The organism is Candidatus Neomicrothrix sp., assembly GCF_035329545.1.
Lineage (GTDB): Bacteria > Actinomycetota > Acidimicrobiia > Acidimicrobiales > Microtrichaceae > Microthrix > Microthrix subdominans.
On record NZ_DAOLGP010000019.1, the window covers coordinates 1 to 26,712 of the forward strand.

A 26,712-nucleotide genomic window follows, 5' to 3' on the forward strand; every position below is an offset into this window, starting at 1 on the left:
GCGCCGACCGGGCCGCATCCACCCGACGCCCAAGGCGCTCCAGCTCTTCGATCCATATGACCGCATCCCGAGAATCCGCAGGATCCACCCCAGCAGCAAACAACGCGTCAATCGCAGCCTCCGCATCAGCCAACGCACGGGCCGCAGCCCGGTCGGCCACCCCAGAATCAGCCTTCACATCTGCTGCCAACTCCTCGGCGGCCAGCCGCCGGCGCAGCACCGCCAACGCTGCATCCCCGCAACCGAGACGCTCTCCGCCCACTCCCTCCGGACCGCCCCCGGCCGGCTCGAAACCCGTGATCGAAGCCATGGGTCCATCCTGAGGAACAGGTGTGACAACGAAGCAGCGGATCACGGAAGAGCTCAAAGAATTCGAAGGAAAACGTTGCGCTGCGCAGGCCGCTCACCCCCGGCATGGCGGCATCCGGGGCGGTACCGTCTGCTCGTGACCTTCACCCCCATCCCCGACCCGTCCGACTTCGAGGAGCTCCCCGCCGAGGCCACCGCCGCTTGGCAGAAGTTCCCGGGCCACACCGGTGGCGTCAACTTCGCCCAGCTGGTCAACCTGCAACTCGAAGAGGTGCGTCGGGACTACAGCCGCATGCGGGTTCCGTGGCGTGATGAGCTGCGCCAGCCGGCGGGCATGATGCATGGTGGAGCGCTGGCCACCTTGGTCGACACGGTGGTCGTGCCGGCCATCGCCAGCGCCTACGACCAGGTTCCGGTGATGCTGACGCTCAACCTCAACCTGTCCTACCTGGGCGCCATCATCGGCAGCGACGCCATCGCCCACGGGTGGGTCACCCGACGGGGGCGATCGATCGTGTTCTGCGAGGCGGTGGTGCTCGACGAGGCGGGCAACCCGGCGGTGCGAGGGTCGCTCACCTACAAGGTGTCGGCACCCCGACCGACCGGCTGACCGAAAGCCCTTCACGGTGCCAGGAGCACCGAGTACATCTCAGAGATGAAACGAAGCTGGCTCTTCACACTTCTTGTCGTCACGGTTGCGCTCTTCGTAGGCGGGTGCGGCTGTGCCGCTCCTACACCGACGCGGACACCGAAGCCGGCCGAGGCGCAGTCCTACCTCAAGTTGATCCAGCGAACCCGTACTGCCGAGGATTCCAGCCCTTCGTGCACGACCTTCTCCATCTACCGGGCCGACCCCGCCAGGTCGTCAATCGTGTACGTGGAGGGGTACGACCCCGCCTGCGGAGGAGACGGCACCAGCACCCTCTACACGGTCGAGAGGGGCCGCGTGGTCGAGCGCATCTTCGCCTGCGAGGGCTGCGGCTACGGCAGTGTCGATGCGCTCCAAGCCCGGTTGCGGACGCTTCCCAAGCGTCGCCTCGCCGTCACCGCCAACACCTACTACACCAGCTGGACGGTCAGGTCGACCTACTGGATCGGGTAGCGCAGACGCTCCGCCGGCCACACCTACTGGGGGTCCTGACCCAGGCGATCAGGCCCGAACGGCCGCAGCGTCGCTGACCGCCGGGGCCACCATCGGCCAGGGGCGCTCGCGCTCGACGGCGAGGGCGACGTCGAAGAGCAACGGGTCCTCGTGGTGCCGGGCGAGCACCTGCATACCCACCGGCAGGCCGCGCACGGTGCCGGCCGGTATGGACACCGCCGGGTTGCCGTAGATGTTGGAGATGATGGTGAGCGCCCCCATGTTGACCATCTCGGGGAACCTCTCGCTCACCTGATCCAACAGGGTGCTCGGCAGCTTCGGGGCGAAGGTCGAGGCTAGACGGGTGCCGAACAACGCAGCCCGGAACGCGCCCTTGGCCGCCGTGCTCGACTTGGCCTTCTCGATCAGATTGTTCTCGGTGCTGCTCATGGACGCCTCTGCCGCAAAGGCGGGGCCGGGGTTGGAGGCGGCGATGATCAGGTCGACCTGCTCGAAGGCCCGAGCCATCGCCTGGTTGGCCTCCACCCGCATCTGCTCGGCGACTGCGGCGGTGCGCAGGTTGTACATCGACTGGCTGAGGTACAGGCCAATCGCCACCTCGTCGGTGAGGTCCTTGGCGCACTTGGGCCACAGCGGCCCCAGCTCGGCGAGCAGGGTCGACAGGTTGCCCATCATCCATTGCGCGGCCAGGTTGGGCGGCCGGACATCGATGTCAACCTGCACCATGTTGTTGTCGGCGATCAGCGCTGCCGCCTCGTCGCGGATGCGCTGCTCCACACCATCCTCGAGCGTGATACCGCCCAGGTTTGGAACGACGGCCACCCGGAGGCCCGACAGGTCGTGGGTGCCCAGGTTCGCCTCCCAGTTACCCGGTGAGGGCAGGCTGGTCGGGTCGTAGGGATCGAGACCGGCGCACACGTCGTAGAAGCGGGCGGCGTCGCGCACCGAGCGGGACAGGTTGCCCGAGACCACCGTGTTGGGGCGGCTGAACGCGACGGGGCCGCGAGTGATGCGACCGAAGGTGCCCTTCATGCCCAACAGCCCGGTGTAGCCGGCGGGGATGCGGATCGAGCCACCACCGTCACCGCCGGTGGCCAGGCTGACCAGGCCTCCGGCCACCGAGGCGGCCGCGCCGCCCGATGAGCCGCCCACGGTGCTGCCGTGTCGCCAGGGGTTGTGGGTGACACCGTTCAGCTTGGTGACGCTGACATTGAGGCCGCCGAACTCGCTGGCCGTGGTCATACCCACCGGCACCACCCCGCCACGTTCGAACAGCCGTAGGTTGGCGTTGCTGTTCTGGTCGGCGATCCGGTCGACGAAGACGAGCGACGCACCGGTGTCGGGCCAGCCCTTCACCTGCTCGAGCTCCTTGATGGCCGTGGGTACCCCGCCGAAGGGCAAGCTGACATCCGCCTCGCGGGCCGACTCACGTGCCCGCTCCGGGTCGACAAAGGAAAAGCTGTTCAGCTTCGACTCGCTGATCGCAGCCAGGGAGGCCTCGGTTTCCTCGAGCGGCGAGCGCTCACCGGCTCGGAAGGCGTCGACGAGTGAGCAGGCATCGCCCTGCCAGGGTGTGTCGGTCATGGCCCTATCCTCGCTGGTGATCACCCGTGGGCCCAACACTCGCCCCCGGTCCGTGTCGACGGGTCCGGCCTCAACCGCTGGGTGTCTTCCGGCGACCGACGCGATTGGCCATGGCGACCAGCCCGTCGACCGTGCGCATTGACACCCGCCCCTGGCTCATCACCGCCAGGTTGCGCAGCGGCAGCTCGCCCAGCGCCCGGTCGACCATGACCGCCAGGCCCCCCTCGTCGCCGCCACCGGCCGTCCGGGCGACAACGGCCCGCACGAGCTTCAGCAGCGGTCTTCCCACCGCTGTGGTGGCCAGCTCCTCCAGGGTCGAGTTGCGGCTGAAGGGCCGGACGGGCAGCGGCGTGGGCACCGGGCGGCCGAGCAACGCCTCGACGGCCTCCTCACCCGGATCCCAGTCGTCGGGTCGGGGGTGGCGATAGGGCTCAAGCGCCGGGTCGGGCTGCGGGGCCCGCCATGGCGAGCTCACCTCGACCTCCAGGCGGGCGAGGGGGTTGCGCGATGAACGCCCGACCAACACCCCCCAGGTTCCGGAGGCCACCGCCCAGCCGCTGAGGGCCTCGTCCCAGTGGCACAGCGCCCGGGCGTGCACGTCGATCACCGCGTCGACCGTCGACTTCCCCTCGACGGCAACCTTGGCGAACCCAGCCAGTCGGCGCGGCGCTCCAACCGTGGCGCTCTCGGGAGCTTCGAGGTACACCTGGACCACCTCGGTGCCGGCACGCTTGGAGGCGTTGTCCAACCTGACCGTGACCCTGAACGCCACGGGCCCGGACCCGGGCGCCGGGACCTCGGCCGGACCCAGGACCGTGTGCGACACCGGTGTCGGCACCGCAGTGTCGTGTGCCCCGTCGGCGTCGGAGTCGCTTGCGTTGCGAGACGTTGCCAGCCCGAGCAGGGCCGCTGCGTCGACCCTCGTCGTATTCAGCTCCGGCTCACCCAGCGACAACTTTGCATAGCTCAACCCGTGCCCAAACCCGAACAGCGGCTGGGCCCCCGCCGCATCGAACCAGCGGTAGCCGATGTAGGGCCCCTCCCGGTACACCACCTGGTGGGGTTCGCCCGGGAACCAGTGGTCGCTGGCCACGTCGGCCGCCCGCACCGGAAAGCTCTCGGCCAGCCGGCCGCCCGGCTCGGCCGCGCCGACCAACACGTCGGCCAGTGCCCCGCCGGCCGCCTGGCCGCCGAGGTACGCGCACACGATCGCGCCCGGCTGGTCCACCCAGCCCATCGTCACCGGCGAGCCGGCGACGAGCACGACAGCGGTGCGGGGGTTGGCCGCGCACACCGCGTTCACCAGATCGTTGTGCTCCTCGGGCAGGTGAAGGTGGACACGGTCGAAGCCCTCGGATTCGGCGGCGTCGGGGAGCCCGACGACCACGACGGCCACCTCGGCACGCCGGGAGACGGCGACCGCCTCGTCGATGCGACGCACCGCCTCGCCCTCGCGATCGTCCCGCCCCGACAGCACGTAGCCCGGCGCGTACTGCACCCGGCCGCCGGCTGGTTCCACCTGCAGGCGAAGCTCATCGAGCAGAGCGTCGCGTCGGGTGGCCTTCACCTGCGAGCTACCCCCGCCCTGGAAGCGAGGCCGAACCGCAAACTCCCCGATGAGGGCAACGTGGGTCGAGGGCTTCAGCGGCAGCAGCCCATCGTTGGCCAACAGCACCGTCCCGGCCGCTGCGGCGGTGCGTGCCAGCCGATGGTGCTCATCGTGCAGCGTCGCCAGCGGAACCCCGTCGGGGGTGTCCTCCCGGGCGCTCCGCTGCACGTGGTTGCGTTCCATCAGTGTCAACACCCGCTGGGCGCACCGCTCCACCTTGGCTCGCGGCAGCGACCCATCATCCATCGCCAAGCACAAGGCGGCATCGTGCGTGCCGTGTCCCCCCGGCATCTCCAGGTCCTGACCGGCGCGGATGCCGGCAACCCGGTCGGCGTTGGCGCCCCAATCGGTCACGACCAGCCCCTCGAAGCCCCACTCGGTGCGCAAGACGTCGTTGAGCAGCCACGGGTCCTCCGAGCAGTACACGCCGTTGAGCCGGTTGTAGGCCGACATGATCGTCGCCGGCTGGCTGCGTCGCACGGCGGCCTCGAACGCGCTCAGATACAGCTCGCGCAGCGTCGCCGGGTCGACGATCGCATCGACCACCATGCGGTTGGCCTCTTGGTTGTTGACCGCAAAGTGCTTCAGCGAGGTGCCCACCCCCTCGCCCTGCACGCCGTCGATCCAGGCGACCGCCAGCTCGCCGGCGAGCAGCGGATCCTCGGAGAGGTACTCGAAGTTGCGGCCGGCGGCAGGGTGGCGCTTCAGGTTGACCGCCGGGCCGAGCACCACTCCGACGCCTTCTGCCACCGCCTCGCGTCCGATCGCCCGCCCCACCTCCGCCACCAGCTCCGGGTCCCAGGTGGCGGCCAGGGCGCTGCCGGTCGGGAAACAGGTGGCCGGTTCGCTGGCCTGCAGGTCGGCCAGCGAGGCGCTGTTCACCTTGCGCAGCCCGTGGGGACCGTCGGCCATCATCACCGCATCGAGACCCAGATCGGGCGCCGCTTCGGTGTGCCAGTCGTCGGCGCCGGACACCATCGCCACCAGCACCTCGTCGCTCAGCGCTCGCAGCGCCCGCTCCTCCCGGGAGATGACGGGTGAGAGCTGGGCGGGTTGCTTGGCCATGGTGGGAGGCTAGGGCGGCGTCCGGCGCAGGGTCGGCCAAACGTCGACCAGACTGAACGCATGCAGATCGCTGAGCTGTGGCGCTATCCGATCAAGTCGCTGGGCGGTGAACGCCTGGAGGCATCCGAGGTGACCGAGCTGGGGTTGGTCGGTGACCGCGGCTGGGGCATCGAGGACGTCGCCACCGGCAACATTCTCACCGGGCGACGGGAGGCGGCGCTGTTGCTGGCGGAGGGACGTCTGGCCGACGACGGAACGGCCGAGGTGCACCTGGACGGCCGGGTGCTCCGGACCGACGACGAGCTGTCCGACTGGCTGGGGCGGCCGGTTCACCTGCGGGCCGCCGATGCCGGCTCGGGCGGCACCTTCGAGGCGTCGCTCGACGACCTGGACGAGGAGCACTCCGGCTGGAAGAGCTGGACCGGCCCCGCCGGCGCGTTCCATGACAGCAAACGAACCCGGGTCTCGCTGATCAGCACCACCACCCTTGCCGGCCAGGACCCGCGCCGGTTTCGGGCCAACGTGGTGCTCGGTCATGACGATCCTGCCGGGGTGACCGAGAGCGTGGAGGACGGCTGGGTGGGCCAAACGCTCGTGCTTGGCGACGTGACGCTGGACGTTCGCAAGCACATCGATCGGTGCGTCATGGTGACGCGCCCCCAGCCGGGTCTGGGCCGCGACCTGAACGTGTTGAAGCGCATCAACGCCGAGCGAGCCGGGCTGGCGGCGATCGGCGCGCTGGTCACCCAACCCGGGCGGATCACTGTCGGCGACGTGGTGACCCCGAGGACCGACTCGGCTGTGGCCCACCTGGTGCGCCCGGTCGTGTCGAGGACGGTCAGCCAAGCCGCCCGGCAGCTGCCAAAGCTCGATCGACTGCGCCGACATAGGCCCCGCCAAACTTGATGGCGTGGGTGATCAGCGGCGCCAGCTGGTGCAGCGGCACGCGGGCCTGCCAGCCGTCGGCCAGCGGGGCGACGTCGTCGTAGGCGGCCCAGCACTCCGGTCCGAAGCCGCCGAACAGGTCCATCATCGCCAGGTCGAACTCCCGGTGACCGCCGAAGGCCGCCGGGTCGATGAGCCAGCTGTGCCCATCGAGGTCGACCAGGCGGTTGCCCGCCCACAGGTCGCCGTGCAGGCGGGCGGGCGCCTCGGCGGGCAGGCCCAGCTCGTTCAGCCGACCGGCCATCGCCTCGATGGCGGCGATCGTCGCGTCGGACAGCGCCGACGCCTCGGCGGCCAGGCGGGCCAGCGGCAACAGGCGGTTGGTGGCGAAGAACTCGGCCCACGAGTCGGCCGGTTCGTTGGGCAGCGACCGGCTGGTCGTCGCCGCCCGGTCGACCCGCCCGAAGTAGGGCGCACCGGCAGCGTGCAGGGCGGCCAACTCGGCGCCAAACGCCGCTTCGGACGCGACATCGGCGGAGCGTCGCCCCTCAGGGATCCATTCGAGCACCAGCGAGGCGTCGTCCACGGCCAACACGCTTGGTACCCGCACCGCTCCGCTCTCGCCCAGCCAGGCGAGCGACGCGGCTTCGGTGGCGAAGAACCCGGGCGGCGGGTTGCGGTGGGTCTTGGCAAAAACCATCCGGCCGTCCTCCAGGCCCATTCGGTACGCCTCGCTGACGTCACCGCCGCCGAGCACGGCCGCCTCGACCACCCTGGCGCCGAGCACCGCCCCAACCCGCTGCTCCAACGAGCGACGTACATCCACCCCACCATCCTGGCGGGCGCGCAACCGTCACACCGACTGGGTATCGTGGAGACCGATGCAACCGCAGGCCTCAGATCCGTCCACACCCGTCCTCGAACCGCTCGAGACCGAGGCACCGCGCACCGACGTGGTGCCGTCGACCGACGACGGCGACCACGATCGCTATGCCCACATCGTTGCCAAGGCCGATGCCAGCCGGGCGTACGTCACCGGCGAGCCGATCACGGCGCTGTGCGGCAAGAAGTGGACCCCCAGCCGCGACCCCGACCGCTACCCGGTCTGTCCCAGCTGCAAGGAGATGCTGGCCAAGCTGCGCGACGAGGCCTCCTAGGTCAGTCGCCCCTGGCGGCCAGCAACTGCATCATCTCCCGGGCGACCATCGGCCCGGCGTTCTGGTTCTGGCCGGTCACCAGGTTGCCGTCGACCACCCAGTGGTTGGCGAGCGGATCGCGAAACCTGGTCTCGGACTCGAAGCGGGCACCCATGCGCCTCAGCTCGGTCTCGGGGTGGTGCGGCGTCGACTCGATGCCCAGCTCCGACACTTGCTTGTCGGTGACCGCCGACACCTTGCGCCCGGCCACCAACGGGGTGCCGTCGGCAGCCTTGGCACCGATCAACCCCAGCGGACCGTGGCAGACGCCGCCGATCACCTTGCCCAGGTCGTTCGCCCTGGTCATCGCCTCGGCGAGGGGCTCGGAGAATCCAAAGTCGAACGCCGCGCCCCAGCCCCCGGCCAAAAACACCAGGTCGTAGTCGCCCACGTCGAGCCCGCCGATCGCCAGCGAGTCGGTCACCTTGTCCCGCAGCTGGTCGTCGGCGAGGAAGCGGTCGTCGCTCGCGCTGCGGATTATGGGCTTGAGCGACATCGGGTCCACCGGGATGAGCCCGCCTTCGGGGCTGGCCAGGTCGACGTCCATGCCGGCGTCGAGAAAGGCGTAGTAGGGCACGGTCATCTCGCTGGCGAACACGCCGGTGGGCTTGCCGATATCCAGCCAGCCGTGGTTGGTGCACACGATCAGCGCCCGGCGGCCCACCAGGTTGAGCTCGGGTGAGGGGTCGGTGTCCTCGGGGTGCATCCCGAGGCGCTGCACCAACCGGCGCAGCAGGCGGGCGGGCGGCGGTGGCTGCCGTGCGTCGGGCACGGACGGCTGACGCACCGCATAGGGCCACGGCTCGTTGCGCTCGGGCACCGACGCCGCACGCTGCTCCTTGAGCACCATCCGCAGGTGGGTGAACACCGCCGCCGGATCGCTGCGATCGGGCGCCAGGTTGGCCGCTTCGATCGGATCGGCGTTCAGGTCGTACAGCTCCCACTGATCGTCGAGCGGTTCGGTGCGGTACTGCGGTCCGCCGGCGCCGTCGGCCGCCAGGTGGCGCACGCCGGGTTCGGTCCAGGTGGCCGGATCGTCGAAGGTGCGCACCAGCTTCCACAGGTGGCCGTCCCCCCCGGCGGCATCGGCGTCGGGGACCCGGGCGACGACGCCCTCGAAGTTGGCGGCGACGTGGGCGGGCACGTTGATGCGCAGCGGCTCCGGCACGGTCGTGCGCTTCAGGCGACGTGCGGCGCCGGACAGGCCGGTGTCCCCCTCGAGCACGTTGTCGCGGGTCATCAGGTAGACGCTGCGGTTGGGGTCGGGCTCGTCGGTGCCGTCGACCACGCCGAGCAGGCTGCGGCCCGGCAGCGGGTGTACCTCGGAGAAGTCGTCCGCCAGCTGCGTGGCCGTCGCCGCCTGATCGATGCCGGCCACCGCCAACAGCGTGGGGACGAGGTCGACGTGCGAGGTGCACATGTCGTCGATCGTCCGGCCGGTCGTGGCACCCTCGCCCACCCTGGCGATCGCCATCGGCACCCGGGTTGCCTCGTCGTACAGGTTGAACCACTTCTGGTGCAGTCCGCCGTGGGCGCCGAGCAGATCGCCGTGATCGGAAGTGCGCACCAGCACCGCCTCCCCCGTGACCGAGCGTCGCACCCGGTCGATCGGATCATCCACCTCGGCGTGCAGGCGGTAGTACAGGTCGCGGTACTGCTGGGCGTTGGCGCTGTAGGCGCGCTCGACGATCGCCGGCGGGCCGTAGCCGGTCGGATAGGCGGCCCGGTAGGCGATCTGGGCGGCCGGCTTCGTCGACAGGTCCTCATCCGCAGTGGGCGGCGGCGGCACCGCCGGCGGGTCGAGCGACGACGGCTCGACCGGGTTGCGCCGCAGCCACGCCGGAAACAGCACGATGTCGTGCGGGTTGACGAAGCTGGCCACCAGCAGAAACGGGCGCAGGGCGTCCGCATCGCCGGCGGCCCGCCGGGCGTAGCGGTCCTCGAGCCAGGCGACCACCCGGGCGGCGATTAGCGGGTCGCGCCGGATGCCGGCGTTGGCCAGCGGCGCGCCGTGGGGCTCGGGCCCCACCCAGCCGGAGAACCCGAACGGGTCGAGCAGGTCGGCGTCCAGGTAGGCCTGCACCGCTGCGGGGTCGATGTCGCCATCGTCATTGTTGGTGGCCAGCGGTTCGCCAGTCTCCGGGTCGATCAGGTCGGCGTGGCTGATGTGCCACTTGCCGTCGTAATGGGTGTCGTAACCGGCGGCCCGAAACCAGTTACCCAGCGTGGGCACCTCGCCTTCTCGCAGCCAACGCAGGCGGGAGTCGTCGGCCGACTTGCCCAGCCCGTCGGTCTGGGTCACCCCGTGCACGTCGGGGTACTGCCCGGTGAACAGTGTCGGACGGCTGGGCACGCAAGCGAGCGAACCGGTGTAGTGCCGGGCGAAGGTAACGGCGTTGTCATCGAACCAACGTCGCCCGGCGAGCGTGTCGCGCCGCCAGGTGAGCAGCTCGTCGCTCTCGTACGGCGGAATGGCCCGCTCCTCGTCGGTCATGATCACGATCACGTCCGGGCGGGTCGTCGCTGTGGTCTCAGGCATGGGACGGCTCCTTCATCGCAGCGGCCAGGCCGGCCAGCATCGTCTCGGAATCGGTTGCCAGGCGGCGACCAAGCAGCTTGGCGACCAGCAGTTGGGGCGGGCGTGACCCGCAGTCGACCGTGGTCGTCACGGTGACGACGGTGTACTGAACCTCACCGGCGTGGGGAGCGGTCAACGACCATTCGTTCTGCACCCGTTTCACCACCGGCGGAAGCCCCTCGATCCCGTAGGCCAGGCGGTGGGGCGCGTCCCACACCGTCACGGTCTCGATCAGCGCTCGGCGCCCCACCTGGACCCGGCGGGCCGCGCCCACTCCGGTCGCCGGGCTGCCGACGCTACGACGGAGCAGACAGGAGTGGTCGACGTTGTCCGCCCACGCGGAAATGGCGGCAAAGTCGGCGAGTCGCTCCCACACCTGGCCGATGGGGTGATCGATCGTCAGGCTGCGCTCCGTGCTGCTCACTGCGGCGTGTCCACCGGGTTGTCGGCGATGAATCGGTCGATCACCGATGCCAGCTGTGGGCCCCGGTCCTCCTGGAGGAAGTGGCCGCCGCCCTTGATGACGCTGTGTTGCTGGCCCTGCGCTCCGGGCACCTTCGACTCGAACGGCGCTGCGCCACCGGCGGTGATCGGGTCGCCGTCGCTGAAGGCGGTCAGCAGGGGGCGCTCGAAGCTGCCGAGCACCTCCCAGGCGGCGATGTTGGCGGCGCTGGCCGGGTCCGCGGTGCTGGTCGGGACCAGCGCCGGCATGACGCGTGGACCGGCCTTGAACGCGTCGTCGGGGAACGGCGCGTCATAGGCGGCGACCACGTCGGCGCTCAGCTCGGTCGTGCAACCCGCCCCGATGATCGCCCCGACCGGGAAGTCGTCGGCGCTCTGGCTGAAGCTCTGCCAGGCCAGGAAGGCCTCGCTGGGTGCTCCGTGGCCGGTCGGCAGCCCGGTGTTGCCGACGACCACGCGGTCGAAGCGGTCCGGCTCGGCGGCGACCAGCCTCAGCCCGATCAGCCCGCCCCAGTCCTGGCAGAACAGGGTGATGTGGCGCAGGTCGAGGTGGTCGAACACCAGGCCCGTCATCCACTCCACGTGGCGGGCGTAGCTGTGGTCGCCCTGCTCGGTGGGCTTGTCGCTGCGCCCGAAGCCGACCATGTCGGGGGCGATCACCCGGTGCCCGGCGTCGACCAGCGGGCCGATCATGTGGCGGTACAGGTAGCTCCACGTCGGCTCGCCGTGCATCAACACGATGGGGTCGGCGTCGGCCGGACCCTCGTCCAGGTAGTGGACCCGCAGGGTGGCCCCATCGGTTCCGTCCGCCGACACCTCGGCGTAGTTGGGTGCATACGGAAAGCCGGGCAGATCGTCGAAACGATCGTCCGGCGTGCGGATGGTCTTCATCGGTTCCCCTCGCAGCTGTTCAGCGATAGTGAGAGTAACACTGTCATTAGATATGAGGAGTCGGGATCGCAGAAGTTCTCGGTCCGTCTACGGTGGGACGATGGCGAACGTGTCCCCCGAGGTCGAGCCAGGTGCCGCTGCCGTGCCGATCGATGGCCGGCGGGCCCGGCGCGAGCGGGGTCGGGCCGCCGTGGTCGATGCGCTGTTCGAGCTGCTTCAGGAGCGTCACACCCTGCCCGGCGTCGAGGCGATCGCCGAGCGGGCCGGGGTCTCGGTGTCGTCGGTGTTCCGATACTTCGATGGGCTGGACGACCTCCGGGAGCACACGATCGAGCGCTACTTCGAGCGGTTCGCGCCCCTCTTCGAGGTTCCCCGGCTGGGCGCGGGTCCGCTCCGCCAGCGGATCGCCCGGCTGGTCGAGGCCCGGCTCGACCTGTACGACGCCATCGCCCCCATGGCCCACATCGCCCGGCTGCGGGCGCTCGAGATGCCCCGCTTCGCCACGACGGTGGCCGAAACCCGGGCCGGTTCGGCCGCTCAGATCCGCACCCACTTCGCCGAGGAACTCGCCGGGCTGACCCCTGACCGGGCCGACGACCTGGCCGCCATCGTCGACTCGCTCACCTCGATCGAGTCGTGGGAACTCCAGAGCGAAACCCACCAGCGGTCACGACAACAGATCCGACGGTCCTGGACCGACGCCCTCACCGCCCTGCTGAGTGCGTAGCGAACCTGGCAAGGGCTCGCCCGATCTCAGCCCATGGGCCAAGTTCGCTCTTCGTCCTCCAGGTCGACGGCAACCCGAAGCGCCCTGTCGAGGTTGACCCGGGGCTCGCCCATCGCAGCCGTCTCCGTGGAAAATGGCTGAGCCGAGACGGCCATTCCGCTCCGCAAGGCGTCGTTCAGCGCCTCGTCGAACGTCACGCCCCGCCCTCGCATGCGTCGGCGCACCAACTGCTCGGCATCGGGATCCAGCATCACCCGTCTCTGCATGAAGGCTCCAAGCGCATCATCGGTCGATTACATCATGCCGCAGGACGGCGCCTCATGGCCTACAAAGCGCGTCACCAACTCACCTTGTGAGCCGGAGTAGCTTGACGCTATGGGCAGCTCCGGAGAACTCAAGGTATCGACCAGAGGCCAAATGAGCCTTCCAGCCGAGGCTCGACGTCGATGGGGTCTCAACGAGGGTGGAAGCGTCGGTTTCCTCGACGTCGGCGATGCGGTGGTGTTGGTCCCGGGAGGCATCCACCTACTGCGCGATCAGGCGCTCGACGCCGTCGCCGCCACGGACTGGGAGTCGGCCCAAGACGGGTTTGGAGACGCTGAGTTGGCGACCGAATGACCCAACTCGTCGATGATCAGCTGCTCAGCCTCTACCTCCGAACGGGCGAGAGTCTCGGCAGCGGCCAGCTGTACACATCGGGCTGCTGGTACGTCCGCCTCTGCCAGGCTGTTCTCAGCGCAACCGAGCGCGACGGCACGCTGTCCGCACCGTTCCGGGCGCTTCCTCCGGAAGCACATGAGCGTGCTGTGGCGGCCCTCTTGGAACTGCCGGACGAGGTCGGCCTAGTCAGCCTCCGAACCCTGGCTCCACGGATCGGCCAGCTCCGTCGGCGGCATCAACTCAATCTGCTCGGTAGCGAAGCCCTGGCGGCGGCCGTCCACCTCAAGGCCGATGTGTATCTCTCGGTGTCATCGCCACGGCTTGAGGATGCCCTGAGGGCCGAAGGTCGCACGGTTCGCGTGACGGAGGGATAGACCACCGGCACGACGGCGACTCGTCTGCGACCTATGCGGTCCCCGCCCGGTAGGCCTCAACGATCGGGGTGAGCTCGGTCGGGGTGGCGCCGTGCATGATCACTGCGTCGGCGCCCAGCGCCATCTGGCCTCGCACGGCTGCTGCGCACGCTGTGGCGCTGCCGGTGGCCGCCGGTGCCAGCCACTCCTCGGGCAACAGCGTGGCGATGTGTTCGAGTTGCCCGTCGGTGGCGGTCCCGTCGATGGCGCTCAAAAACGAGCCGACCACCGCGTCGGCCCGGAAGCGATCGAGCACCACCGGGTCCCACCCGTTGGTGTCGACGAGCAGGTCGCCGTAGCCCTGCAGGTAGGTGGCCAGCCGGCCGACGGTCTTGCGCAGCCGCAGCGCCTCGCTCAGGTGGTCGCCGACGGTGGCGTAACACGACCACACCGTGACGTCGTCCGGGTTGCGGCCCGCCTGCTCGGCCGCCCCCTTCACCGTGGCGACGCAGCGCTGCAGCGTCTCGTCGGTGAAGAAGGTATGCAGCACCACGTGGTCAAACGCCCGGCCGCCCAGCGCCAACGAGTTGGGGCCGAAGGCCACCAGCGACAGCTCGATGTCCTCGTCGAAGTCGGGGTTCAGCCGGAGCACCGGATAGCTGCCGATGGGACCGTCGTGGTTGAAGATCATCTCGCCGTGCCACAACCGGCGCATCACGCCGGCGAAGTCCTCCATCTGCGCGGTGGTGATCTTGGCGATGCCGTAGGCGTCGAAGAGCGGCCCGATGCCCCGGCCGATGCCCAACACGTAGCGGCCGCCGGTCAGGCGGTGCATCGTCGTGGCGTGCGACGCGGTCACCATCGGGTGGCGGGTGTTGTGGTTGGTCGCAGCGGTGATGATGCGCAGGTCCGTCGACACCGCGCCGAGCGCGCCGGTGATCGTGGCCGCCTCCTTCAGGTCGAAGCGCTCGGACAGGAACACCGTGCCCAGGCCCAGCGCCTCGGCCTGGGCCACCTCCTCGATCAGCTCCCGGGGCGACTCGGGGGCACCCGCCAACGTGTAGAACCCCAGCTCACCCAGCCGCTCGGCCATCAGAACGGCAGCTTGTCGGCCTGGAGCTGATGAAGCTCGGCGAACATCGCCCGGCACGACGCCTCGTCGGGCGGCGAGCACGGATCCTCCCGCAGCGCCTGGAAGGCAAGGTCGGCATCGCCGGTGAGCGCAGCGTCGACGACCATCTCCTGCAGCGCCGCCTGGGTGTTGACCCACCCGGCCAGCGGCTCGCCCAGCGGCGCCATCACGTCGGGATGGATGCCGTCACCGTCGACGATGGCGCCCACCTCGACGATGGTTCCCTCGGCGACGTCGCTCAGCAGCCCGTCGTTGGGCACGTTCACCGCCATCAGCCGCGTCGAGTCGTCGTTCCACATGGCGTCGATGATGGCGATCACCTCCTCGCCGGACATGCCCGCCACCTGGAGGGGCAGCGGCACCCTGGTGTCGGCCGCCCAGGCGGCGGCACGCTCGGCCACCTCGGCGAAGGGCTGGTGGAAGTCGATCGGCGTGGGCATCCAGTCGCTGGTGTCGAGCGCGAAGGGCAGGTACTCGCCGATGTGGCTGTCGACCGAGCACGGCACCAGGCCGTAGTCGCGCACCACGTGGGCCACCAGCGGCATGTAGTTGAACTCGACCAGCCCCGCACCGGCCATCGTTCGATCCAAAAAGCGGGCCACCCGCTGGGTGCGGGGCGAGTAGTCGAAGAAGGACCGCTCGTACCAGGCCCGCACCTTTCCCAGCAGGTCCTCGCCGGTGCGACGGTTGCGAAGCTCGGTGAAGAACGTGAAGTGGTTGATGCCCGAGGCCCGCGCCTCGATGTCGTCGGGGTTCACCCGCAGCCGCCGGGCCAACCGCCTGACACCCATCGGCATCTCGTGGCACATGCCCACGTTGCGCACGTTGGTGGCCCGGTTGATCGCCAGGGTGACGCGGCTCATCGGGTTGGTCAGGTTGATCAGCAGGGCATCGGGGCAGTGCCTCTCGATGTCAGCGCAAATACCCAGCGTGTTCGTGATCGAGCGCAGCGAGTGGAACACCGCCCCCGGACCACCGTTCTCGCCGGTGATCTGACGGGCGCCGTGCCGGTTGGGCACCTCGTAGTCCTGACGCCAGTGCTCGAAGCGGTCAAACTCGGCGCTGGCCAGCACGAAGTCGGCGCCCTCAAGGGCGGCGGTCGGATCGATTGTCCGATCGAGCACGATCGGTGCGCCCCCGGCGGCGTTCAGCTTGGCGGCAAAGCGGTAGGCGCGGTCCAGGCGCTCAGCGTTGACGTCGTGGAGCACCAAGCGGGCGCCGCGCAGCCCCGCCGTGTGGACGACGTCGTTGACCATCGTCGGCCCAAACGACATGCCACCCGCCCCGACCATCGTGATCTTGAGGCCGTCGCCCCCGGAGCCGTTCGCCTGCGTTGTCGTCATCTGCCGATCCTCATCCGTCGCCGATCGGCGCAACACTAGAGAACGATCAACCAGCAACGCGATGAGAAACGGCGGCGGCGTCCGTCTTTCTGGAGATCGGCCGGATGCCGGCGACGCACTGAGGGAGCAACCGATGAGACCACTTCGCTACTCGATCAACGTCACCCTTGACGGCTGCTGCGATCACCGGGAGGGGATCCCGGACGAGGAGTCGCATCGCTACTGGGCAGCCAGCCTGGGACGTGCCGATGCCTTGCTCTTCGGCCGGGTGACCTACCAGATGATGGAGGAAGCGTGGCGGCTGCCGGCAACGGGAGAGTGGCCGGACTCGATGCCCGATGAGATGATCCCGTTTGCCCGGACGATCGACGGGGCGAAGAAGTACGTCGTGTCCAGCACGCTGGACCAGGTCGATTGGAACTCCGAACTGGTTCAGGGTGACCTGGGCACGGCCGTTCGGGACCTGAAGGCGCAGCCGGGCGACGGCCTGTTCGTGGGCGGTGTGACCCTCCCGCTGGCCCTGGCGAATCTGGGGCTGATCGACGAGTACGAGTTCGTCGTGCAACCCGTGGTGGCGGGCCACGGACCGACGCTGTTGGCCGGCCTGCACGAGCGGGTCGAACTGCGGCTGGTGGGGCGACAGGAGTTCGGATCGGGGGCCGTCGCTCTGCGCTATGAGCCCGTCTGAGGCACTACCATCGACCGCACCGACCGGGGGCCCGAGTCGACTGGAAGCCGTCCATTCCCCTTGACCATCACCGATCACTGAGTCATCGCCGTGGCGCCTGAACCCTGGATCCTTGCCGCCGCCGGGCTGCTGATCGCCGGGGTCATCGCCTCGAAGACCTCGGCCCGCCTTGGTGTGCCCAGCCTGCTGCTCTTCCTGGGCATCGGCATGCTGGCCGGGACCGACGGCCTGATCGGAATCGAGTTCGACGACTTCGAGCTGGCCCGCAACTTCGGCATTATCGCCCTCGCCTACATCCTGTTCAGCGGCGGGTTGGGAACCCGCTTCCGCGACATCCGTCCGGTACTGGGTCAAGGCATCGCGTTGGCCAGCATCGGCGTGGTGATCACCGCCGGCCTCCTCGGCGGGATCGCCATCGTCCTGCTCGATATCTCAACCCAGCAGGGACTGCTGCTCGGCGCGGTGATCGCCTCGACCGACGCTGCTGCCGTCTTTTCCATCCTGCGCTCCCGCGGGGTGCGCATCGACGGAAAGTTGGCGTCGATGCTCGAGCTCGAGTCGGGCAGCAACGACCCGGCTGCGGTGTTTCTGACGCTGGCGATCATCTCGGTGATCACCACGGGCGAGACCGAGCCGGTCCGCATCCTCGGCTCGTTCGTCGTCCAGATGGGCGTTGGGGCGCTGGCCGGGTTCGTGCTGGCGCGTGGTGCCGTCTGGGCGATCAACCGCCTCCACCTGGACCACGACGGCCTCTACCCGGTGATGACGTTCGGTTTCGTTCTGTTGACGCTCGAGGGTGTCAACCACATCGGCGGCAGCGGCTTCCTCGCCGTCTACGTGGCCGGGGTGACGCTGGCGCACTACGACTACCTGCACAAGCGCAGCCTGATTCGCTTCCACGATGCCATCGCCTGGCTGATGCAGATCTCGATGTTCGTGTTGCTGGGCCTGCTCGTTCACCCCAGCCGCATCCCGTCGGTGGCGCTGCCCGCCCTGGCGATCGCCGCCGTGCTCATGCTGGTCGCCCGACCGATCGCCGTCGTCCTCACCCTGTTGCCCTTCCGGATGCCGGTTCGTGAGGTCGGCTTCGTGTCGTGGGTCGGCCTGCGGGGCGCCGCACCGATCATCCTGGCGACGTTCCCGGTGGCCGCCGGGGTGCCCGGCGGCGAGCAACTGTTCGTCGTCGTGTTCTTCGTCGTCTTCACCTCGGTGCTGGTGCAGGGCACCTCCATTCCGTTCGCGGCCAAGGCGCTGGGCATCACCGCACCGCCCGACGCCCGGTCGACGGCCACCGGCTCGTTCGACACGGTGATCACCGGCGACGAGGGTCCCCAACTGCACGAGATCCTCGTCGAGCCGAGCGCCCATGCGGTCGGCTGCCAGCTGGTCGACCTCGCCCTCCCTCAGGGAGTGCTGATCGTGCTGGTCAGGCGCGGCTCGGAGAGCTTCATGCCCCAAGGCAGCACCGTCATCACCGCTCGCGACCAGCTGCTGGTAGCCGCCGAACACGAGCACCAGGACCAGCTGGAGGCGGCGTTCGCTGCGCCGACATCGGAGTCGGCCGACGAGGGCGACCACCCCTAAGCCGGTCATGCATGGCGCGATCGATGTGCCATCGGTCGAGCCCACCGGGCTCAGACCCGTTTCTGGCTCAGCAGTCCACCGCCACCATCAAGGCTTCGCAGAGCTCCCCCATACGCTCAGTTGACAGGCGCCCGATCGGCTGGGCCAGCCGATCGACCGGCACCAGCGTGAGGTTGTCCAGCGACGCAATGCATCGGCGATCCAGCCCATCCTCGCGGCCCAGTGCCACAGCGGTCGGCACGTCCCGAATCGTCGATGTCAGGGGCGCAGCCAACACCGCCTTCAGGCGGCGACCGGCAAAGTCCCGATGCATGATGACCACCGGTCGCAGCTTGTCGAGGTCGGCCAGCCAAATGTCGCCTCAACGAGGTGGGCTACCAGTCGAGGTCGGCTGCACGGAGTCCCTCGATCGCAGCGTCGGACAATGCGGCCGTCGTCGCTGTCGCTTCTGGCACCTCGGCGTAACCCCGTTCCAGTTGGCGATCTATCTCCAACGAGCGGCGATCCGTCAACCACGCATCCAGGATCGACCGGAGGGCTGCCGCCCGCGACGGAAACTCGTCCGGCACGGTTGCGTCCAACCGCCTGAGGTCATCGATCGGCACCTGAAACGCCACCTGTATGACTTCAGACATGAACACATACTACAGACCTTCATCCACCTACCAGAAGCGCCTTGATGCAGCCGCCGGACATCTGAGAAAAGCGTTGGACCTGAAATTCGGTTCGTGACTCCCGGTAACGTTCCTTACCGTGACTCAGAAAACCGGCGGATGGTAGCGCCGATCGCCCCTCTCGCAAACGTTGACGAGCTGTCCAGTTCCGCTCGTTTTTGAGATTTCGCCGTTGAGGTCTGGCGTGAGAGCTGTCGGCTGAGCGCTGGACCGTTGACACGTGGCGGGATGGGGTGACACGTTCAGGGTGGGATTGGAAGAGGAGTGGCGATGTTGGGGGCACGAGGCCGGATGGCTTGGCTGCGTAGGGTGCTGTCGATCGTCGCCGTCTGTGCAGCGACGATCGGGTGCACGGGGCCGGCTCAAGATGCCGAGGGACGATCCCCGACGTCGGGTCCTGGGTCAACAGCCGATCGGCCCGATGGCGCCGTGGCGCAGGGGGTGTCCACGTTCGTCGTAGGAGACGAGGTCTGGTCCGGCGGTGGCGTGTATTTCGAGGAGCGGGTCGGGGAATCGTCGAAATTTGTCGACGTTGTGGACGTTTATCGCCGGTTCGATTCGGAGGGTGAGGAGGTCGGTAGCACCAGGATCGACGGCCTCGGCGACAGCTTCGTGTTCACCGCTTTCGCGATTGCGGCTCCCAACGACACGGCTTTCCTTCTTGAGAATCGCTGCCCCGTGCCCGTAGGGACCGGCGACACTGGCTTTGGGTGTGGGCAACCCACGCCACGGTTGATCCGGATCTCACCTGGGGGCGACACGGTGATCGACCTTCAACGATCGGTGTCGGACGAAGCCATGCTGATGACGCCCGTCGCTGCGACCGACGACACGCTTGCCATCGTCGCCGAGCCGCTCAACGGCAGTCCGGTTCTCTCCTTCATCAACCTCGACACCGGCGACGCAACGACGACAGACCTCCCTGAAGGGGTTGGCGCATCGTCGGTCTGCGGCCAAGACGACGCGATGTACGCCGTCTCGCAATCCAGCGATAACGGCATCGCTGCCAAACCGGTGAGCCTGCACCGATCGCCGATTGGCGAAGACGCAGTGTGGGCCACGTTAGGTACGGTCGTCCTGAACGCTGATGCGGTCGGGGTGGAAGACGTGAGGTTGGCGTGTGCGCCGTCGTTTGCTGTTTGGGCCAATATGAACCAACCGGCCGCCATACTGGTGACGTTCGACCTGGACACCGGGACCGGTGTCGAGGAGCCGAACTTTTGGGAGGACCCTCAGGTGTCGTCGGTTGCACTGTGCGCTGGCGAATCAGGCGTCGTCATCTCCGGAACATCGCCCGATCGACAGACGGCTCACTACCGTCCGATCACCAAAGCCGGCCCGGCCGGGATCGGCAACGAGCTCGAGCGCGCCAGCGAGTTCCGGACACCACCCGTGGGGTGCCCGGTCGGCAAGCGCATCGTGGACGCATCGCAGACGGGTGCAACGGCGGAGCCGGCCCATGTGGTGCGCTGATTCATAGGTCCAGCGACCTAGAAGTCGCCGTCAAGGGGCATGGTGGTCGGCGAGTTCCAGGGGTCACCGCACGCGACGCATGTGAGATCCCACTGATCGGCGGGGCTTCTGACTCCCGGTAATGGTGTTCATTACCGGGACCCAGAACCGGGTGGATGAGGTCGCGCCGGCCACGTCTTGTAGGGAACTAGGTTCGGCCCCAGCGGCGTCGCTCTGATCGGTGACGGCCCCCGGCGGTGCCTTCGGCGATCGTTGAGAAGCTCTCCAAGAGCAGTGCTGGACCATGCCGCATTCGAGTCTTCATGAGCCGCTTCCCCCAGAGGCCACCAACTGGCAAGACGTCTGAGCCGCTGTCGCACATGCGAAGACCTCACCGTCGTCGCCACCGTCAGCAACCACGAGAGACACCTCGTGAGGTGGCTTGTCGCGTACCTGCTCGAACAGAACTGCCGTCTCGGCCATGTCGAGCCTGTTTGTGGCGCGCCTCAGCACCTCTCCCGTCCCGGTATCGAGCGCATAGCCGTTCCCGCTTCCGCTCGCCGTTGCCACAACCTCGTTCGGAGCATCAGGGACTGTTGATCCACCCTCGAGTTGGTTCCAGCGTTGACCGGAATCCTCCCAGCGGAGGGTCGGCAGGTGCGTGGCCACATCTCCTTCAATCTCGGCGGACCCGTTGCTACAACTACCAAAAGGGGCCGTACCCGAAACCTTCGTCGAACCACCGGGAAGCTCCACCCATTGATCCGCTTTCGGCTGCAACAGCTGGAACTCGACCTCGCTCGGCTTGCCGTTGGCGACCGCCGTTACAGGGGTGCCAGGGTCCGGAGCCTGACCGGAACCAGACGTTCTCAACGCCACCGGTCCGCCTTTCAGCACACATACTGGAGCGCTGGGGCTGGGAAGCGTCTGCTCGATCTTCCCGTCTGAACCAATCCAAACCACCGAGTCGTCGGTCTCGACCACCATTTGGTCGCCGACCACACCAGCGAGTCGTGCACCACCGATCGAGTCGGACTTCGTTGCTCCGAGTTTGAGGGTCCAGGTCTCGTTCCCGTCAGCATCGAACGAGCGGAGAACACTCGTCCCTCCATTCGGACACCGCATGTCCTCTCTCCCCTGGTCACAGAGCAGCCCCGACACGACGATGTTGTCGTTGAAGCCCAGCATGCTCGTCACCACCAAATCCCCCAGCTCCGTCGCTCGAGTGAACTCGCGGCCTTCAACCGTGTGCCAAAGGGCCGGGTTCTTCCCGACGCTGGCCACCCATCCATTCCCGCCTGCCAAGCCGACCGCCAAAGGAGCACCTTCGGAGAACGGAGCACCTTCCTCGGCTCGGGTCGAAACACCCTCGCCACCGCCGCATGCAACCGGCAGTGCGCACGCCACGACAAGCAGAAGTACCCCCACCTTCAGCCCTGACCGATTCGAAGCCAATCTCATTCAAACGAATGTACGGTGCCAGTTCCTAAAATCAACATACTGAGCCGGTGGGGTGAGGCTGGATGACCCGAAGAATCCCTCCCCTACAGAAGAGTTTCGACGCTGACCCGACTTAGGCGGTCCGTCGCAGCCGAAACCCCTGCACCTACTCAGGAGCTAGGACGGCTTCGCTCGCTGGAGTGCTGAGCGGGCTCAGGTCGGCTCTGCACATGCTGGACGAGCGCCTCGCCCATTCCACGGGATCAGAGGTTAGGCGACTGAGTCCCGGTAATACTCTTACCGTGACTCAGAACCCAGCGCCGACCGTCACCACACCGACCGTTGTGATGAGCCCCGATCGGGCAATGAGCGCGTCGACGCTGGCCCGCCTCGAGCGGTCCGTTCCGACCGAAACCCGCCGCGCCTACTCAGGGGACTGGGCCAGGTTCTCTACCTGGTGCGCCGAACACGGCCGCACTCCCCTACCCGCAACCGCCGAAACACTTGCCGGCTACTGCAACCATCTGGCCGACGCCGGCCGGGCCCCGTCAACCATGCACGAGCCGTCGCCGCTATCCGCAACGCCCACGCCGTCGCGGAAACCGACCCGCCATCGACTGAACTGGCCCGAGCGGTCATCCGCACCGCCGCCACCGACCGCGCCGACGCAGGTGAACGAACCCGCAAAGCCCAAGCGCTCACCGTTGCCGACCTTCGAGCCATGCTTCGACACTGCACCGGCCCCGCCGCCACCCGCGACCGGGCACTGATCCTCGTCGGCTGGGCCGGAGCGCTGCGCCGCTCCGAGCTCGTCGCCCTCAACACCTCCGACATCACCGTCAGCGACCTCGGCGCCGAGCTGTAACTCCGACGATCCAAAACCGACCAGAACGCAGAATGAGCCGCCGTTGCGCTCCCCCACGGAGCCCACACACAAACCTGCCCAGTCACACCCTCATCGGAGTCACGCTCCCCCACGATGAGGCACTCGAACACGACGACACCCCCAAACCTGACTGGCCGCTGTTCCGAACGATCGACCGGCACGGCAACCCCGGAAAGCGGCTCACCGGCGAAGCAGTCGGACACATCCTCAAACGCCACGCCGACAACGCCGGCATCGACCCCAACACCGTGTCCGGACACTCACTCCGCCGCGGGTTCGCCACCGAACCCCGCTGCTCAGGCGCCGACCTCCTCGCCGTCTGCCGCCACGGCCGATGGCAAGACGGCTCCCGCTCCGTACTCGGCTACTTCGCAGACGTCGACGGCTGGAACGACTCACCGCTCAACTCCATCGGGCTGTAGACGCTTCGACCACCGCCCGGCCCTCTGCGGGTCGTCATGACCGCGATGGCCGCTACGAAACGCCAGGGCTATGGTCGAACCATGCGACGGGATGAGCACTGCATACTGCCGAGTATCGAGGCTCGGGTCGCCCAATGAGCAGCCCAAGCATGGACATCAACGTCCGCGAGCAGGCACTGCCCGGCGTGGGGCAACGCTTCGAGATCGAACTCTCGCCAGGACGACAGTTTGTCGTTGTCGCTCACCTCGACGGCCAGCGGTCGATCGGCATCAGCGAGCCCGGCCATGACCCAGATGAGGTCGACACCACCGAGCTGACCGTGGAGCAGTCGGTCATGGTCGGCGCACTGCTGCTGGGTGCCCGCTTTGCCATCGACGTGTCCGAGGACCCCAAGGTCGCAGGCGACACGGTGATCGTCGACACGGTGCGCGTGCTCGAAGGCGCTCCCAGCGTCGGCCACCGCCCGTCCGAACTGCTCGTGCCGTGGCAGCCCGAGGCCGTCCTGCTCGGGGTGATCCGCGATCAGACGCCCGAGGTCGTCGAGTACGACGGCGATCGTCCGCTGGCTGCCGGCGATCGGGTCGCTATCGCCGCCCGCAAGGACCAGCTGGACGAGGTCACCGCCGCCTTCACCGGCTGACCCCGCTTCAGCTTCAACTGGGTCCACACGCCGCTATGACGTCGCCGGGACACATTTGAATGACAATTAGGGCGGATGACCGCCTCAGGCGAGGTGCTCCAGGATCATCGGCGCCACCGTGTCGGCGGCCTCGTCGGGGATCCAGTGGCTGACGCCCTCGAGCACCTCGTAGCGATAGGGCCCGCGCACGTAGTTCTCGGTCAGGTCGGCCGCCTTGCGGCTGAGCGCCACATCGCCGGTGCTGTAGATGTACAGCGTGGACACCTCGGTCGGGCGACTCTCTTGGCTGCCGGCGAAGGGCAGGGCCCGGTACCAACCGAGGGCACCTCGCGCTGCCCCGTTGCGCAGCAGTTCCATGCTGTCGTCCGCCTCGGCGGGGGCCATGCCCGCGTCGATCAACGCCCCACGAACCCGCTCGCCGCCGGCGTTCGACTCGATGATCGCCTCCGGCAGCCACGGCAACTGGAACGCCAGCATGTACCAGCTCTTGAGGGCCTGGTTGCTGCGCACCATCGACGCTGCCATCGCCCGAGGATGGGGCGTCGACAGCGAGGTCAGCGACAGCAGCCGCTCGGGATGGGCCTCGGCGAGCGCCCAGCCGGCACCTCCGCCCCAGTCATGCCCCAGCACGTGAAAGCGCTTGAGTCCGGCCGCATCGGCCAGTGCTAGGACGTCGCCGACCAGGCGTCCGATCGCATAGTCGCGCCGACGCTTCGGGCGGGCGCCGGGCGAGTAGCCCCGCTGGTCGGGGGCGAGCACCCGGTAGCCGGCACCCACCAGGTGCGGCGTCAGCCCCGCCCAGCTGGTGCGCGTCTGGGGGAAGCCGTGCAACAGCACCACCGCCTCGGCCGCACCGCCGCTGTCATCGACCTCGAAGGTCAGCCCGTCGTTGCGATACGAAGTGAGCGCCATGCCCGGATGCTAGGCACCGCCCGCCGGCAACCCGTCCAGGTAGGCGGTGACCGTCTCGCAGATGTAAGCGACGCCGTCGTCGTCGATCGCATGGTTGCAGGGCAGCACCAGGCCGGTCTCCATCACACGGTCGGCGTTGGGCAGGCCGTCGGCCGGCTGGCGGAACGTGATGTCGGCAAAAGCCGGCTGACGGGTGGCGTTGCCGGTCCACACCATGCGGGTGTCCACGCCCGCCCGCTCCATGTGCAGCTGGAACTCACCCCGGTCGATCGGCGAGTCCGGTCGGATCTGGATGGGGTACATGTGCCAGGCGGTGTCGATGTCGGGGGTGAGCCGGGGCAGCACGAAGTGCTCGGTGTGGCCGCCGAAGAAGTCGGTGAGCTGGGCCTCGTTGGCCTTGCGACGCTCGAGGAACCCGTCGAGGCGGCCCATCTGCACCACACCGAACGCGGCCGACAGCTCGGACGGCTCAAAGTTCCAGCCGAGCTCGTCGAAGATGAACAGGTCGTCGTAGGTCTGCCCGTCTGGCAGCTGCGAGAAGAACCGCCGCTCCCCCTCCTCGACCGGGGCGCCCCGTTTGGAGCCCCACAGCGCCACCTCGCTTCGGCGACCCCAACGGCGCAGCTTGAGTGCCCGGTCGACCCACTCGTCGTCGTCGAGACAGATCATGCCGCCGGTGCCGGCGGCGGTGATGATGTGCGACAGGGCGAAGCTGGTGAGCGACATGTCCGCACGGGCGCCGGTCGGCGTGCCCCGAAGCGTGGCGCCCATGCAGTCGCAGCTGTCCTCGATGACGACGAGGTCGTGGCGGTCGGCCACGTCGCGGATCACGTCCCAGTCCGGACAGTTGCCGATCAGGTTGGGCACGAGGATGGCGGTGGTCCGGTCGGTCACCGCCTCCTCCAGCCGATCGGTGTCGAGCTGGTAGGTGTCGGGCGTGACGTCGACGAACACCGGGGTGACGCCGGCTCGGGCCATCGGCGAGATGTCGGTGGAGAACGTCACCGGCGAGGTGATGATCTCGTCGCCCGGTTGCGGGCGGAGCAACTCGATGGCCAGGTACAGGGCGGAGGAGCCACTGTTGACCATGATGCCCCGTCGCTTGTCGAAGGTGGCCGCCACCAACTGCTCCAACCTGCGAACGTTTTTGCCGATGCGCATCGCTGTCGACGACCCGCTGAGCACGTCGACGACGGCGGCAATCTCCTCCTCGCCGTGCACGCTGCCTGCGTAGTCGATCCGCTTGTCGGATGGCTTGCTCATCGATCTCCCCCTGTTAGTTCGTGGTGCTGTCATCCGGTGCCGTGCCGTCGAGGCTCCGAACCTCGATGTCCCATTCGGCGAGAAGGTCGAGGCTGACCATCGACGCCCCGGTAACGTCAGCCGGACAGTCGCAGAGTGCCACGACCGCCTCCACCATCTGCTCCAGGGTCTCCACCTGGTCGGCCCGAAGTTTGCCACCGACCAGCGCATCGGCGCCCTCGGTCAACACCGCCGCCCGGGGCTCGATCGTGTTCACACGGATGCCGGTGCCGTGGAGTTCGGCGCCTAGGCCATTGGTCATGCGGTTGAGGGCCGACTTCGAAGCGCCGTAAGCGGCGGTGGTGGCGCCCTGGGATCCGAGGTCGAACGGCGGACCGGCCCATGACCGGGCGGATGCGCTCGACATGTTGACGATCCACCCCTGCCCCGCCGCCCGCATCGCCGGGATGGCTGCCTGAGCGAGGTCGAACGGAGCGTGGACGTTGAGCTCGAAGAGCAGCCGACGTCGCTTCAGCGACAGGTCGGCGACGTCGCCGTACATCGCCGCGGCTGCATTGTTGACCAGGATGTCGATCGGGCCGCCCAGCCGTTCGGCCGCTGTGTCGACCACCCGGGACCGCGCCTCAGGATCGGACAGGTCGACCGGCACCAGCGCCACCGGCACGCCGTAGGCGGCCAGACGGTCGGCTGTCTCCTGCAGGCTGCCGACGAGGCGATCGTGGCCCTCCACAGTGCGGGCGACCAAAGCCATCGCTGCACCCTCCGCCGCCAACCGCTCGGCCACCCCGGCGCCGATGCCCCGGCTGGCTCCGGTCACAATCGCTCGACGCCCCGAAAACCGGCCGCTCATCGTC

Annotated in this window: 28 protein-coding genes and 2 pseudogenes; 13 read left to right on the forward strand and 17 right to left on the reverse strand. The window is 68.3% G+C overall.

Annotated features, from left to right (window positions below):
• Positions 1-310, reverse strand: a pseudogene (locus tag PKD89_RS11490) (HNH endonuclease signature motif containing protein); the annotation flags it as partial.
• A gap of 135 nt (positions 311-445) precedes the next feature.
• Between PKD89_RS11490 and PKD89_RS11495 the strand changes: the two are divergent.
• Together PKD89_RS11495 and PKD89_RS11500 are read left to right on the forward strand one after the other, a co-directional pair.
• Positions 446-919: a PaaI family thioesterase gene (locus PKD89_RS11495; protein WP_289010651.1), complete on the forward strand. Its 474-nt coding sequence runs from the start codon at positions 446-448 to the stop codon at positions 917-919.
• A 45-nt stretch (positions 920-964) separates the two neighbouring features.
• The gene (locus PKD89_RS11500) at positions 965-1,411 is read left to right on the forward strand and encodes a hypothetical protein (protein WP_289010650.1); all 447 of its coding nucleotides are present in this window, start codon (positions 965-967) and stop codon (positions 1,409-1,411) included.
• A gap of 48 nt (positions 1,412-1,459) precedes the next feature.
• Here the strand turns inward: PKD89_RS11500 and PKD89_RS11505 are convergent, their stop codons facing one another.
• Both PKD89_RS11505 and PKD89_RS11510 read right to left on the reverse strand, forming a co-directional pair.
• Positions 1,460-2,995: an amidase gene (locus tag PKD89_RS11505; RefSeq protein WP_324332451.1), complete on the reverse strand. Its 1,536-nt coding sequence runs from the start codon at positions 2,993-2,995 to the stop codon at positions 1,460-1,462.
• 70 nt (positions 2,996-3,065) lie between these two features.
• A complete protein-coding gene (locus tag PKD89_RS11510; protein ID WP_289010648.1) occupies positions 3,066-5,669 on the reverse strand; it encodes a glycoside hydrolase family 3 C-terminal domain-containing protein in 2,604 nt (867 codons plus the stop codon).
• A 60-nt stretch (positions 5,670-5,729) separates the two neighbouring features.
• On the opposite strand from PKD89_RS11510, the gene PKD89_RS11515 reads away from it, so the two are divergent.
• Positions 5,730-6,575 carry an MOSC domain-containing protein gene (locus PKD89_RS11515; protein ID WP_324332453.1) on the forward strand — a complete coding sequence of 282 codons (846 nt, stop codon included), beginning with the start codon at positions 5,730-5,732 and terminating at the stop codon, positions 6,573-6,575.
• Here the strand turns inward: PKD89_RS11515 and PKD89_RS11520 are convergent.
• A complete protein-coding gene (locus PKD89_RS11520) occupies positions 6,508-7,380 on the reverse strand; it encodes a fructosamine kinase family protein (RefSeq protein ID WP_289010646.1) in 873 nt (290 codons plus the stop codon). The two genes, PKD89_RS11515 and PKD89_RS11520, sit on opposite strands and share 68 nt — an antisense overlap.
• A 55-nt stretch (positions 7,381-7,435) precedes the next feature.
• Here PKD89_RS11520 and PKD89_RS11525 point away from each other — a divergent pair, with 55 nt between their 5' ends.
• Entirely contained in the window at positions 7,436-7,711 is a 276-nt protein-coding gene (locus tag PKD89_RS11525; protein ID WP_287389929.1) for a DUF3039 domain-containing protein, read from the forward strand.
• 1 nt (position 7,712) lies between these two features.
• Here PKD89_RS11525 and PKD89_RS19820 read toward each other — a convergent pair whose 3' ends face one another.
• The 4 genes and pseudogenes from PKD89_RS19820 to PKD89_RS11540 form a co-directional block, all read right to left on the reverse strand.
• Positions 7,713-8,456 carry a type 1 glutamine amidotransferase domain-containing protein gene (locus PKD89_RS19820; protein WP_349257342.1) on the reverse strand — a complete coding sequence of 248 codons (744 nt, stop codon included), beginning with the start codon at positions 8,454-8,456 and terminating at the stop codon, positions 7,713-7,715.
• Positions 8,457-10,289 (reverse strand): annotated as a pseudogene (locus PKD89_RS11530) (sulfatase-like hydrolase/transferase); the annotation flags it as partial.
• On the reverse strand, positions 10,282-10,752 hold the full coding sequence (locus PKD89_RS11535; protein ID WP_287378837.1) for an SRPBCC family protein: 471 nt from the start codon (positions 10,750-10,752) through the stop codon (positions 10,282-10,284). The pseudogene PKD89_RS11530 and the gene PKD89_RS11535, both read right to left, overlap by 8 nt.
• Entirely contained in the window at positions 10,749-11,681 is a 933-nt protein-coding gene (locus tag PKD89_RS11540; protein WP_287389934.1) for a haloalkane dehalogenase, read from the reverse strand. The genes PKD89_RS11535 and PKD89_RS11540 overlap by 4 nt, the downstream gene beginning before the upstream one ends.
• Before the next feature lie 100 nt (positions 11,682-11,781).
• On the opposite strand from PKD89_RS11540, the gene PKD89_RS11545 reads away from it, so the two are divergent.
• Positions 11,782-12,408 carry a TetR/AcrR family transcriptional regulator gene (locus PKD89_RS11545; protein ID WP_289010644.1) on the forward strand — a complete coding sequence of 209 codons (627 nt, stop codon included), beginning with the start codon at positions 11,782-11,784 and terminating at the stop codon, positions 12,406-12,408.
• Positions 12,409-12,434: 26 nt separating this feature from the next.
• Here the strand turns inward: PKD89_RS11545 and PKD89_RS11550 are convergent, their stop codons facing one another.
• Positions 12,435-12,674: a hypothetical protein gene (locus tag PKD89_RS11550; protein WP_289010643.1), complete on the reverse strand. Its 240-nt coding sequence runs from the start codon at positions 12,672-12,674 to the stop codon at positions 12,435-12,437.
• Between the two features lie 109 nt (positions 12,675-12,783).
• Here PKD89_RS11550 and PKD89_RS11555 point away from each other — a divergent pair, with 109 nt between their 5' ends.
• Complete coding sequence (locus PKD89_RS11555; protein ID WP_287389935.1) at positions 12,784-13,026, forward strand: AbrB/MazE/SpoVT family DNA-binding domain-containing protein; 243 nt, start codon at positions 12,784-12,786, stop codon at positions 13,024-13,026.
• Positions 13,023-13,442, forward strand: a complete 420-nt coding sequence (locus tag PKD89_RS11560; protein WP_287378828.1) for a hypothetical protein — start codon at positions 13,023-13,025, stop codon at positions 13,440-13,442. The genes PKD89_RS11555 and PKD89_RS11560 overlap by 4 nt, the downstream gene beginning before the upstream one ends.
• 31 nt (positions 13,443-13,473) lie before the next feature.
• On the opposite strand, the gene PKD89_RS11565 is transcribed toward PKD89_RS11560, so the two are convergent.
• A complete protein-coding gene (locus PKD89_RS11565) occupies positions 13,474-14,514 on the reverse strand; it encodes a TIGR03857 family LLM class F420-dependent oxidoreductase (RefSeq protein WP_289010642.1) in 1,041 nt (346 codons plus the stop codon).
• The gene (locus PKD89_RS11570; protein WP_289010641.1) at positions 14,514-15,896 is read right to left on the reverse strand and encodes a hypothetical protein; all 1,383 of its coding nucleotides are present in this window, start codon (positions 15,894-15,896) and stop codon (positions 14,514-14,516) included. The genes PKD89_RS11565 and PKD89_RS11570 overlap by 1 nt, the downstream gene beginning before the upstream one ends.
• A gap of 133 nt (positions 15,897-16,029) precedes the next feature.
• Here PKD89_RS11570 and PKD89_RS11575 point away from each other — a divergent pair, with 133 nt between their 5' ends.
• Entirely contained in the window at positions 16,030-16,584 is a 555-nt protein-coding gene (locus PKD89_RS11575) for a dihydrofolate reductase family protein (protein WP_289010640.1), read from the forward strand.
• Positions 16,585-16,674: 90 nt separating this feature from the next.
• Positions 16,675-18,168, forward strand: coding sequence for a potassium/proton antiporter (locus PKD89_RS11580; RefSeq protein WP_287378821.1), 1,494 nt, complete (start codon positions 16,675-16,677; stop codon positions 18,166-18,168).
• A gap of 67 nt (positions 18,169-18,235) precedes the next feature.
• Here the strand turns inward: PKD89_RS11580 and PKD89_RS11585 are convergent, their stop codons facing one another.
• Together PKD89_RS11585 and PKD89_RS11590 are read right to left on the reverse strand one after the other, a co-directional pair.
• The gene (locus PKD89_RS11585; RefSeq protein WP_320413528.1) at positions 18,236-18,523 is read right to left on the reverse strand and encodes a type II toxin-antitoxin system PemK/MazF family toxin; all 288 of its coding nucleotides are present in this window, start codon (positions 18,521-18,523) and stop codon (positions 18,236-18,238) included.
• Positions 18,524-18,542: 19 nt separating this feature from the next.
• A complete protein-coding gene (locus PKD89_RS11590) occupies positions 18,543-18,803 on the reverse strand; it encodes a hypothetical protein (protein ID WP_287378819.1) in 261 nt (86 codons plus the stop codon).
• 468 nt (positions 18,804-19,271) lie between these two features.
• On the opposite strand from PKD89_RS11590, the gene PKD89_RS11595 reads away from it, so the two are divergent.
• Positions 19,272-20,315, forward strand: a complete 1,044-nt coding sequence (locus PKD89_RS11595; RefSeq protein WP_287389939.1) for a hypothetical protein — start codon at positions 19,272-19,274, stop codon at positions 20,313-20,315.
• 300 nt (positions 20,316-20,615) lie between these two features.
• Here PKD89_RS11595 and PKD89_RS11600 read toward each other — a convergent pair whose 3' ends face one another.
• Complete coding sequence (locus tag PKD89_RS11600) at positions 20,616-21,578, reverse strand: hypothetical protein (protein ID WP_289010639.1); 963 nt, start codon at positions 21,576-21,578, stop codon at positions 20,616-20,618.
• Positions 21,579-22,455: 877 nt separating this feature from the next.
• Between PKD89_RS11600 and PKD89_RS11605 the strand changes: the two genes are divergently transcribed.
• The 3 genes from PKD89_RS11605 to PKD89_RS11615 all read left to right on the forward strand — a co-directional run bounded on the left by PKD89_RS11605 (position 22,456) and on the right by PKD89_RS11615 (position 23,683).
• Entirely contained in the window at positions 22,456-22,599 is a 144-nt protein-coding gene (locus PKD89_RS11605) for a hypothetical protein (protein ID WP_287378808.1), read from the forward strand.
• A 32-nt stretch (positions 22,600-22,631) separates the two neighbouring features.
• The gene (locus PKD89_RS11610) at positions 22,632-23,042 is read left to right on the forward strand and encodes a hypothetical protein (RefSeq protein WP_287389941.1); all 411 of its coding nucleotides are present in this window, start codon (positions 22,632-22,634) and stop codon (positions 23,040-23,042) included.
• A gap of 134 nt (positions 23,043-23,176) precedes the next feature.
• A complete protein-coding gene (locus tag PKD89_RS11615) occupies positions 23,177-23,683 on the forward strand; it encodes a TrkA C-terminal domain-containing protein (protein ID WP_287389942.1) in 507 nt (168 codons plus the stop codon).
• Between the two features lie 84 nt (positions 23,684-23,767).
• Here PKD89_RS11615 and PKD89_RS11620 read toward each other — a convergent pair whose 3' ends face one another.
• Genes PKD89_RS11620 through PKD89_RS11630 form a run of 3 tightly spaced genes read right to left on the reverse strand, consistent with a single transcriptional unit; the run spans position 23,768 to position 26,708 of the window.
• On the reverse strand, positions 23,768-24,595 hold the full coding sequence (locus PKD89_RS11620) for an alpha/beta fold hydrolase (protein WP_287389943.1): 828 nt from the start codon (positions 24,593-24,595) through the stop codon (positions 23,768-23,770).
• Positions 24,596-24,604: 9 nt separating this feature from the next.
• Positions 24,605-25,858 carry a DegT/DnrJ/EryC1/StrS family aminotransferase gene (locus tag PKD89_RS11625; protein WP_289010638.1) on the reverse strand — a complete coding sequence of 418 codons (1,254 nt, stop codon included), beginning with the start codon at positions 25,856-25,858 and terminating at the stop codon, positions 24,605-24,607.
• 13 nt (positions 25,859-25,871) lie between these two features.
• Entirely contained in the window at positions 25,872-26,708 is an 837-nt protein-coding gene (locus tag PKD89_RS11630) for an SDR family NAD(P)-dependent oxidoreductase (protein ID WP_289010637.1), read from the reverse strand.
• Positions 26,709-26,712 lie beyond the last annotated feature (4 nt).

What these genes read in the sequence shown, in the direction of transcription:
- PKD89_RS11610 (WP_287389941.1), top strand. Translation starts at nt 22,632, where the DNA reads ATGAGCCGCCGTTGCGCTCCCCCACGGAGCCCACACACAAACCTGCCC.
- PKD89_RS11545 (WP_289010644.1), top strand. Translation starts at nt 11,782, where the DNA reads ATGGCGAACGTGTCCCCCGAGGTCGAGCCAGGTGCCGCTGCCGTGCCG.
- PKD89_RS11620 (WP_287389943.1), bottom strand. Translation starts at nt 24,595, where the DNA reads ATGGCGCTCACTTCGTATCGCAACGACGGGCTGACCTTCGAGGTCGAT.
- PKD89_RS11510 (WP_289010648.1), bottom strand. Translation starts at nt 5,669, where the DNA reads ATGGCCAAGCAACCCGCCCAGCTCTCACCCGTCATCTCCCGGGAGGAG.
- PKD89_RS11525 (WP_287389929.1), top strand. Translation starts at nt 7,436, where the DNA reads ATGCAACCGCAGGCCTCAGATCCGTCCACACCCGTCCTCGAACCGCTC.
- PKD89_RS11575 (WP_289010640.1), top strand. Translation starts at nt 16,030, where the DNA reads ATGAGACCACTTCGCTACTCGATCAACGTCACCCTTGACGGCTGCTGC.
- PKD89_RS11505 (WP_324332451.1), bottom strand. Translation starts at nt 2,995, where the DNA reads ATGACCGACACACCCTGGCAGGGCGATGCCTGCTCACTCGTCGACGCC.
- PKD89_RS11540 (WP_287389934.1), bottom strand. Translation starts at nt 11,681, where the DNA reads ATGAAGACCATCCGCACGCCGGACGATCGTTTCGACGATCTGCCCGGC.
- PKD89_RS11565 (WP_289010642.1), bottom strand. Translation starts at nt 14,514, where the DNA reads ATGGCCGAGCGGCTGGGTGAGCTGGGGTTCTACACGTTGGCGGGTGCC.
- PKD89_RS11555 (WP_287389935.1), top strand. Translation starts at nt 12,784, where the DNA reads ATGGGCAGCTCCGGAGAACTCAAGGTATCGACCAGAGGCCAAATGAGC.
- PKD89_RS11590 (WP_287378819.1), bottom strand. Translation starts at nt 18,803, where the DNA reads ATGTCTGAAGTCATACAGGTGGCGTTTCAGGTGCCGATCGATGACCTC.
- PKD89_RS11515 (WP_324332453.1), top strand. Translation starts at nt 5,730, where the DNA reads ATGCAGATCGCTGAGCTGTGGCGCTATCCGATCAAGTCGCTGGGCGGT.
- PKD89_RS11560 (WP_287378828.1), top strand. Translation starts at nt 13,023, where the DNA reads ATGACCCAACTCGTCGATGATCAGCTGCTCAGCCTCTACCTCCGAACG.
- PKD89_RS11630 (WP_289010637.1), bottom strand. Translation starts at nt 26,708, where the DNA reads ATGAGCGGCCGGTTTTCGGGGCGTCGAGCGATTGTGACCGGAGCCAGC.
- PKD89_RS11550 (WP_289010643.1), bottom strand. Translation starts at nt 12,674, where the DNA reads ATGCAGAGACGGGTGATGCTGGATCCCGATGCCGAGCAGTTGGTGCGC.
- PKD89_RS19820 (WP_349257342.1), bottom strand. Translation starts at nt 8,456, where the DNA reads ATGCACCCCGAGGACACCGACCCCTCACCCGAGCTCAACCTGGTGGGC.
- PKD89_RS11500 (WP_289010650.1), top strand. Translation starts at nt 965, where the DNA reads ATGAAACGAAGCTGGCTCTTCACACTTCTTGTCGTCACGGTTGCGCTC.
- PKD89_RS11625 (WP_289010638.1), bottom strand. Translation starts at nt 25,858, where the DNA reads ATGAGCAAGCCATCCGACAAGCGGATCGACTACGCAGGCAGCGTGCAC.
- PKD89_RS11570 (WP_289010641.1), bottom strand. Translation starts at nt 15,896, where the DNA reads ATGACGACAACGCAGGCGAACGGCTCCGGGGGCGACGGCCTCAAGATC.
- PKD89_RS11615 (WP_287389942.1), top strand. Translation starts at nt 23,177, where the DNA reads ATGAGCAGCCCAAGCATGGACATCAACGTCCGCGAGCAGGCACTGCCC.
- PKD89_RS11605 (WP_287378808.1), top strand. Translation starts at nt 22,456, where the DNA reads ATGCTTCGACACTGCACCGGCCCCGCCGCCACCCGCGACCGGGCACTG.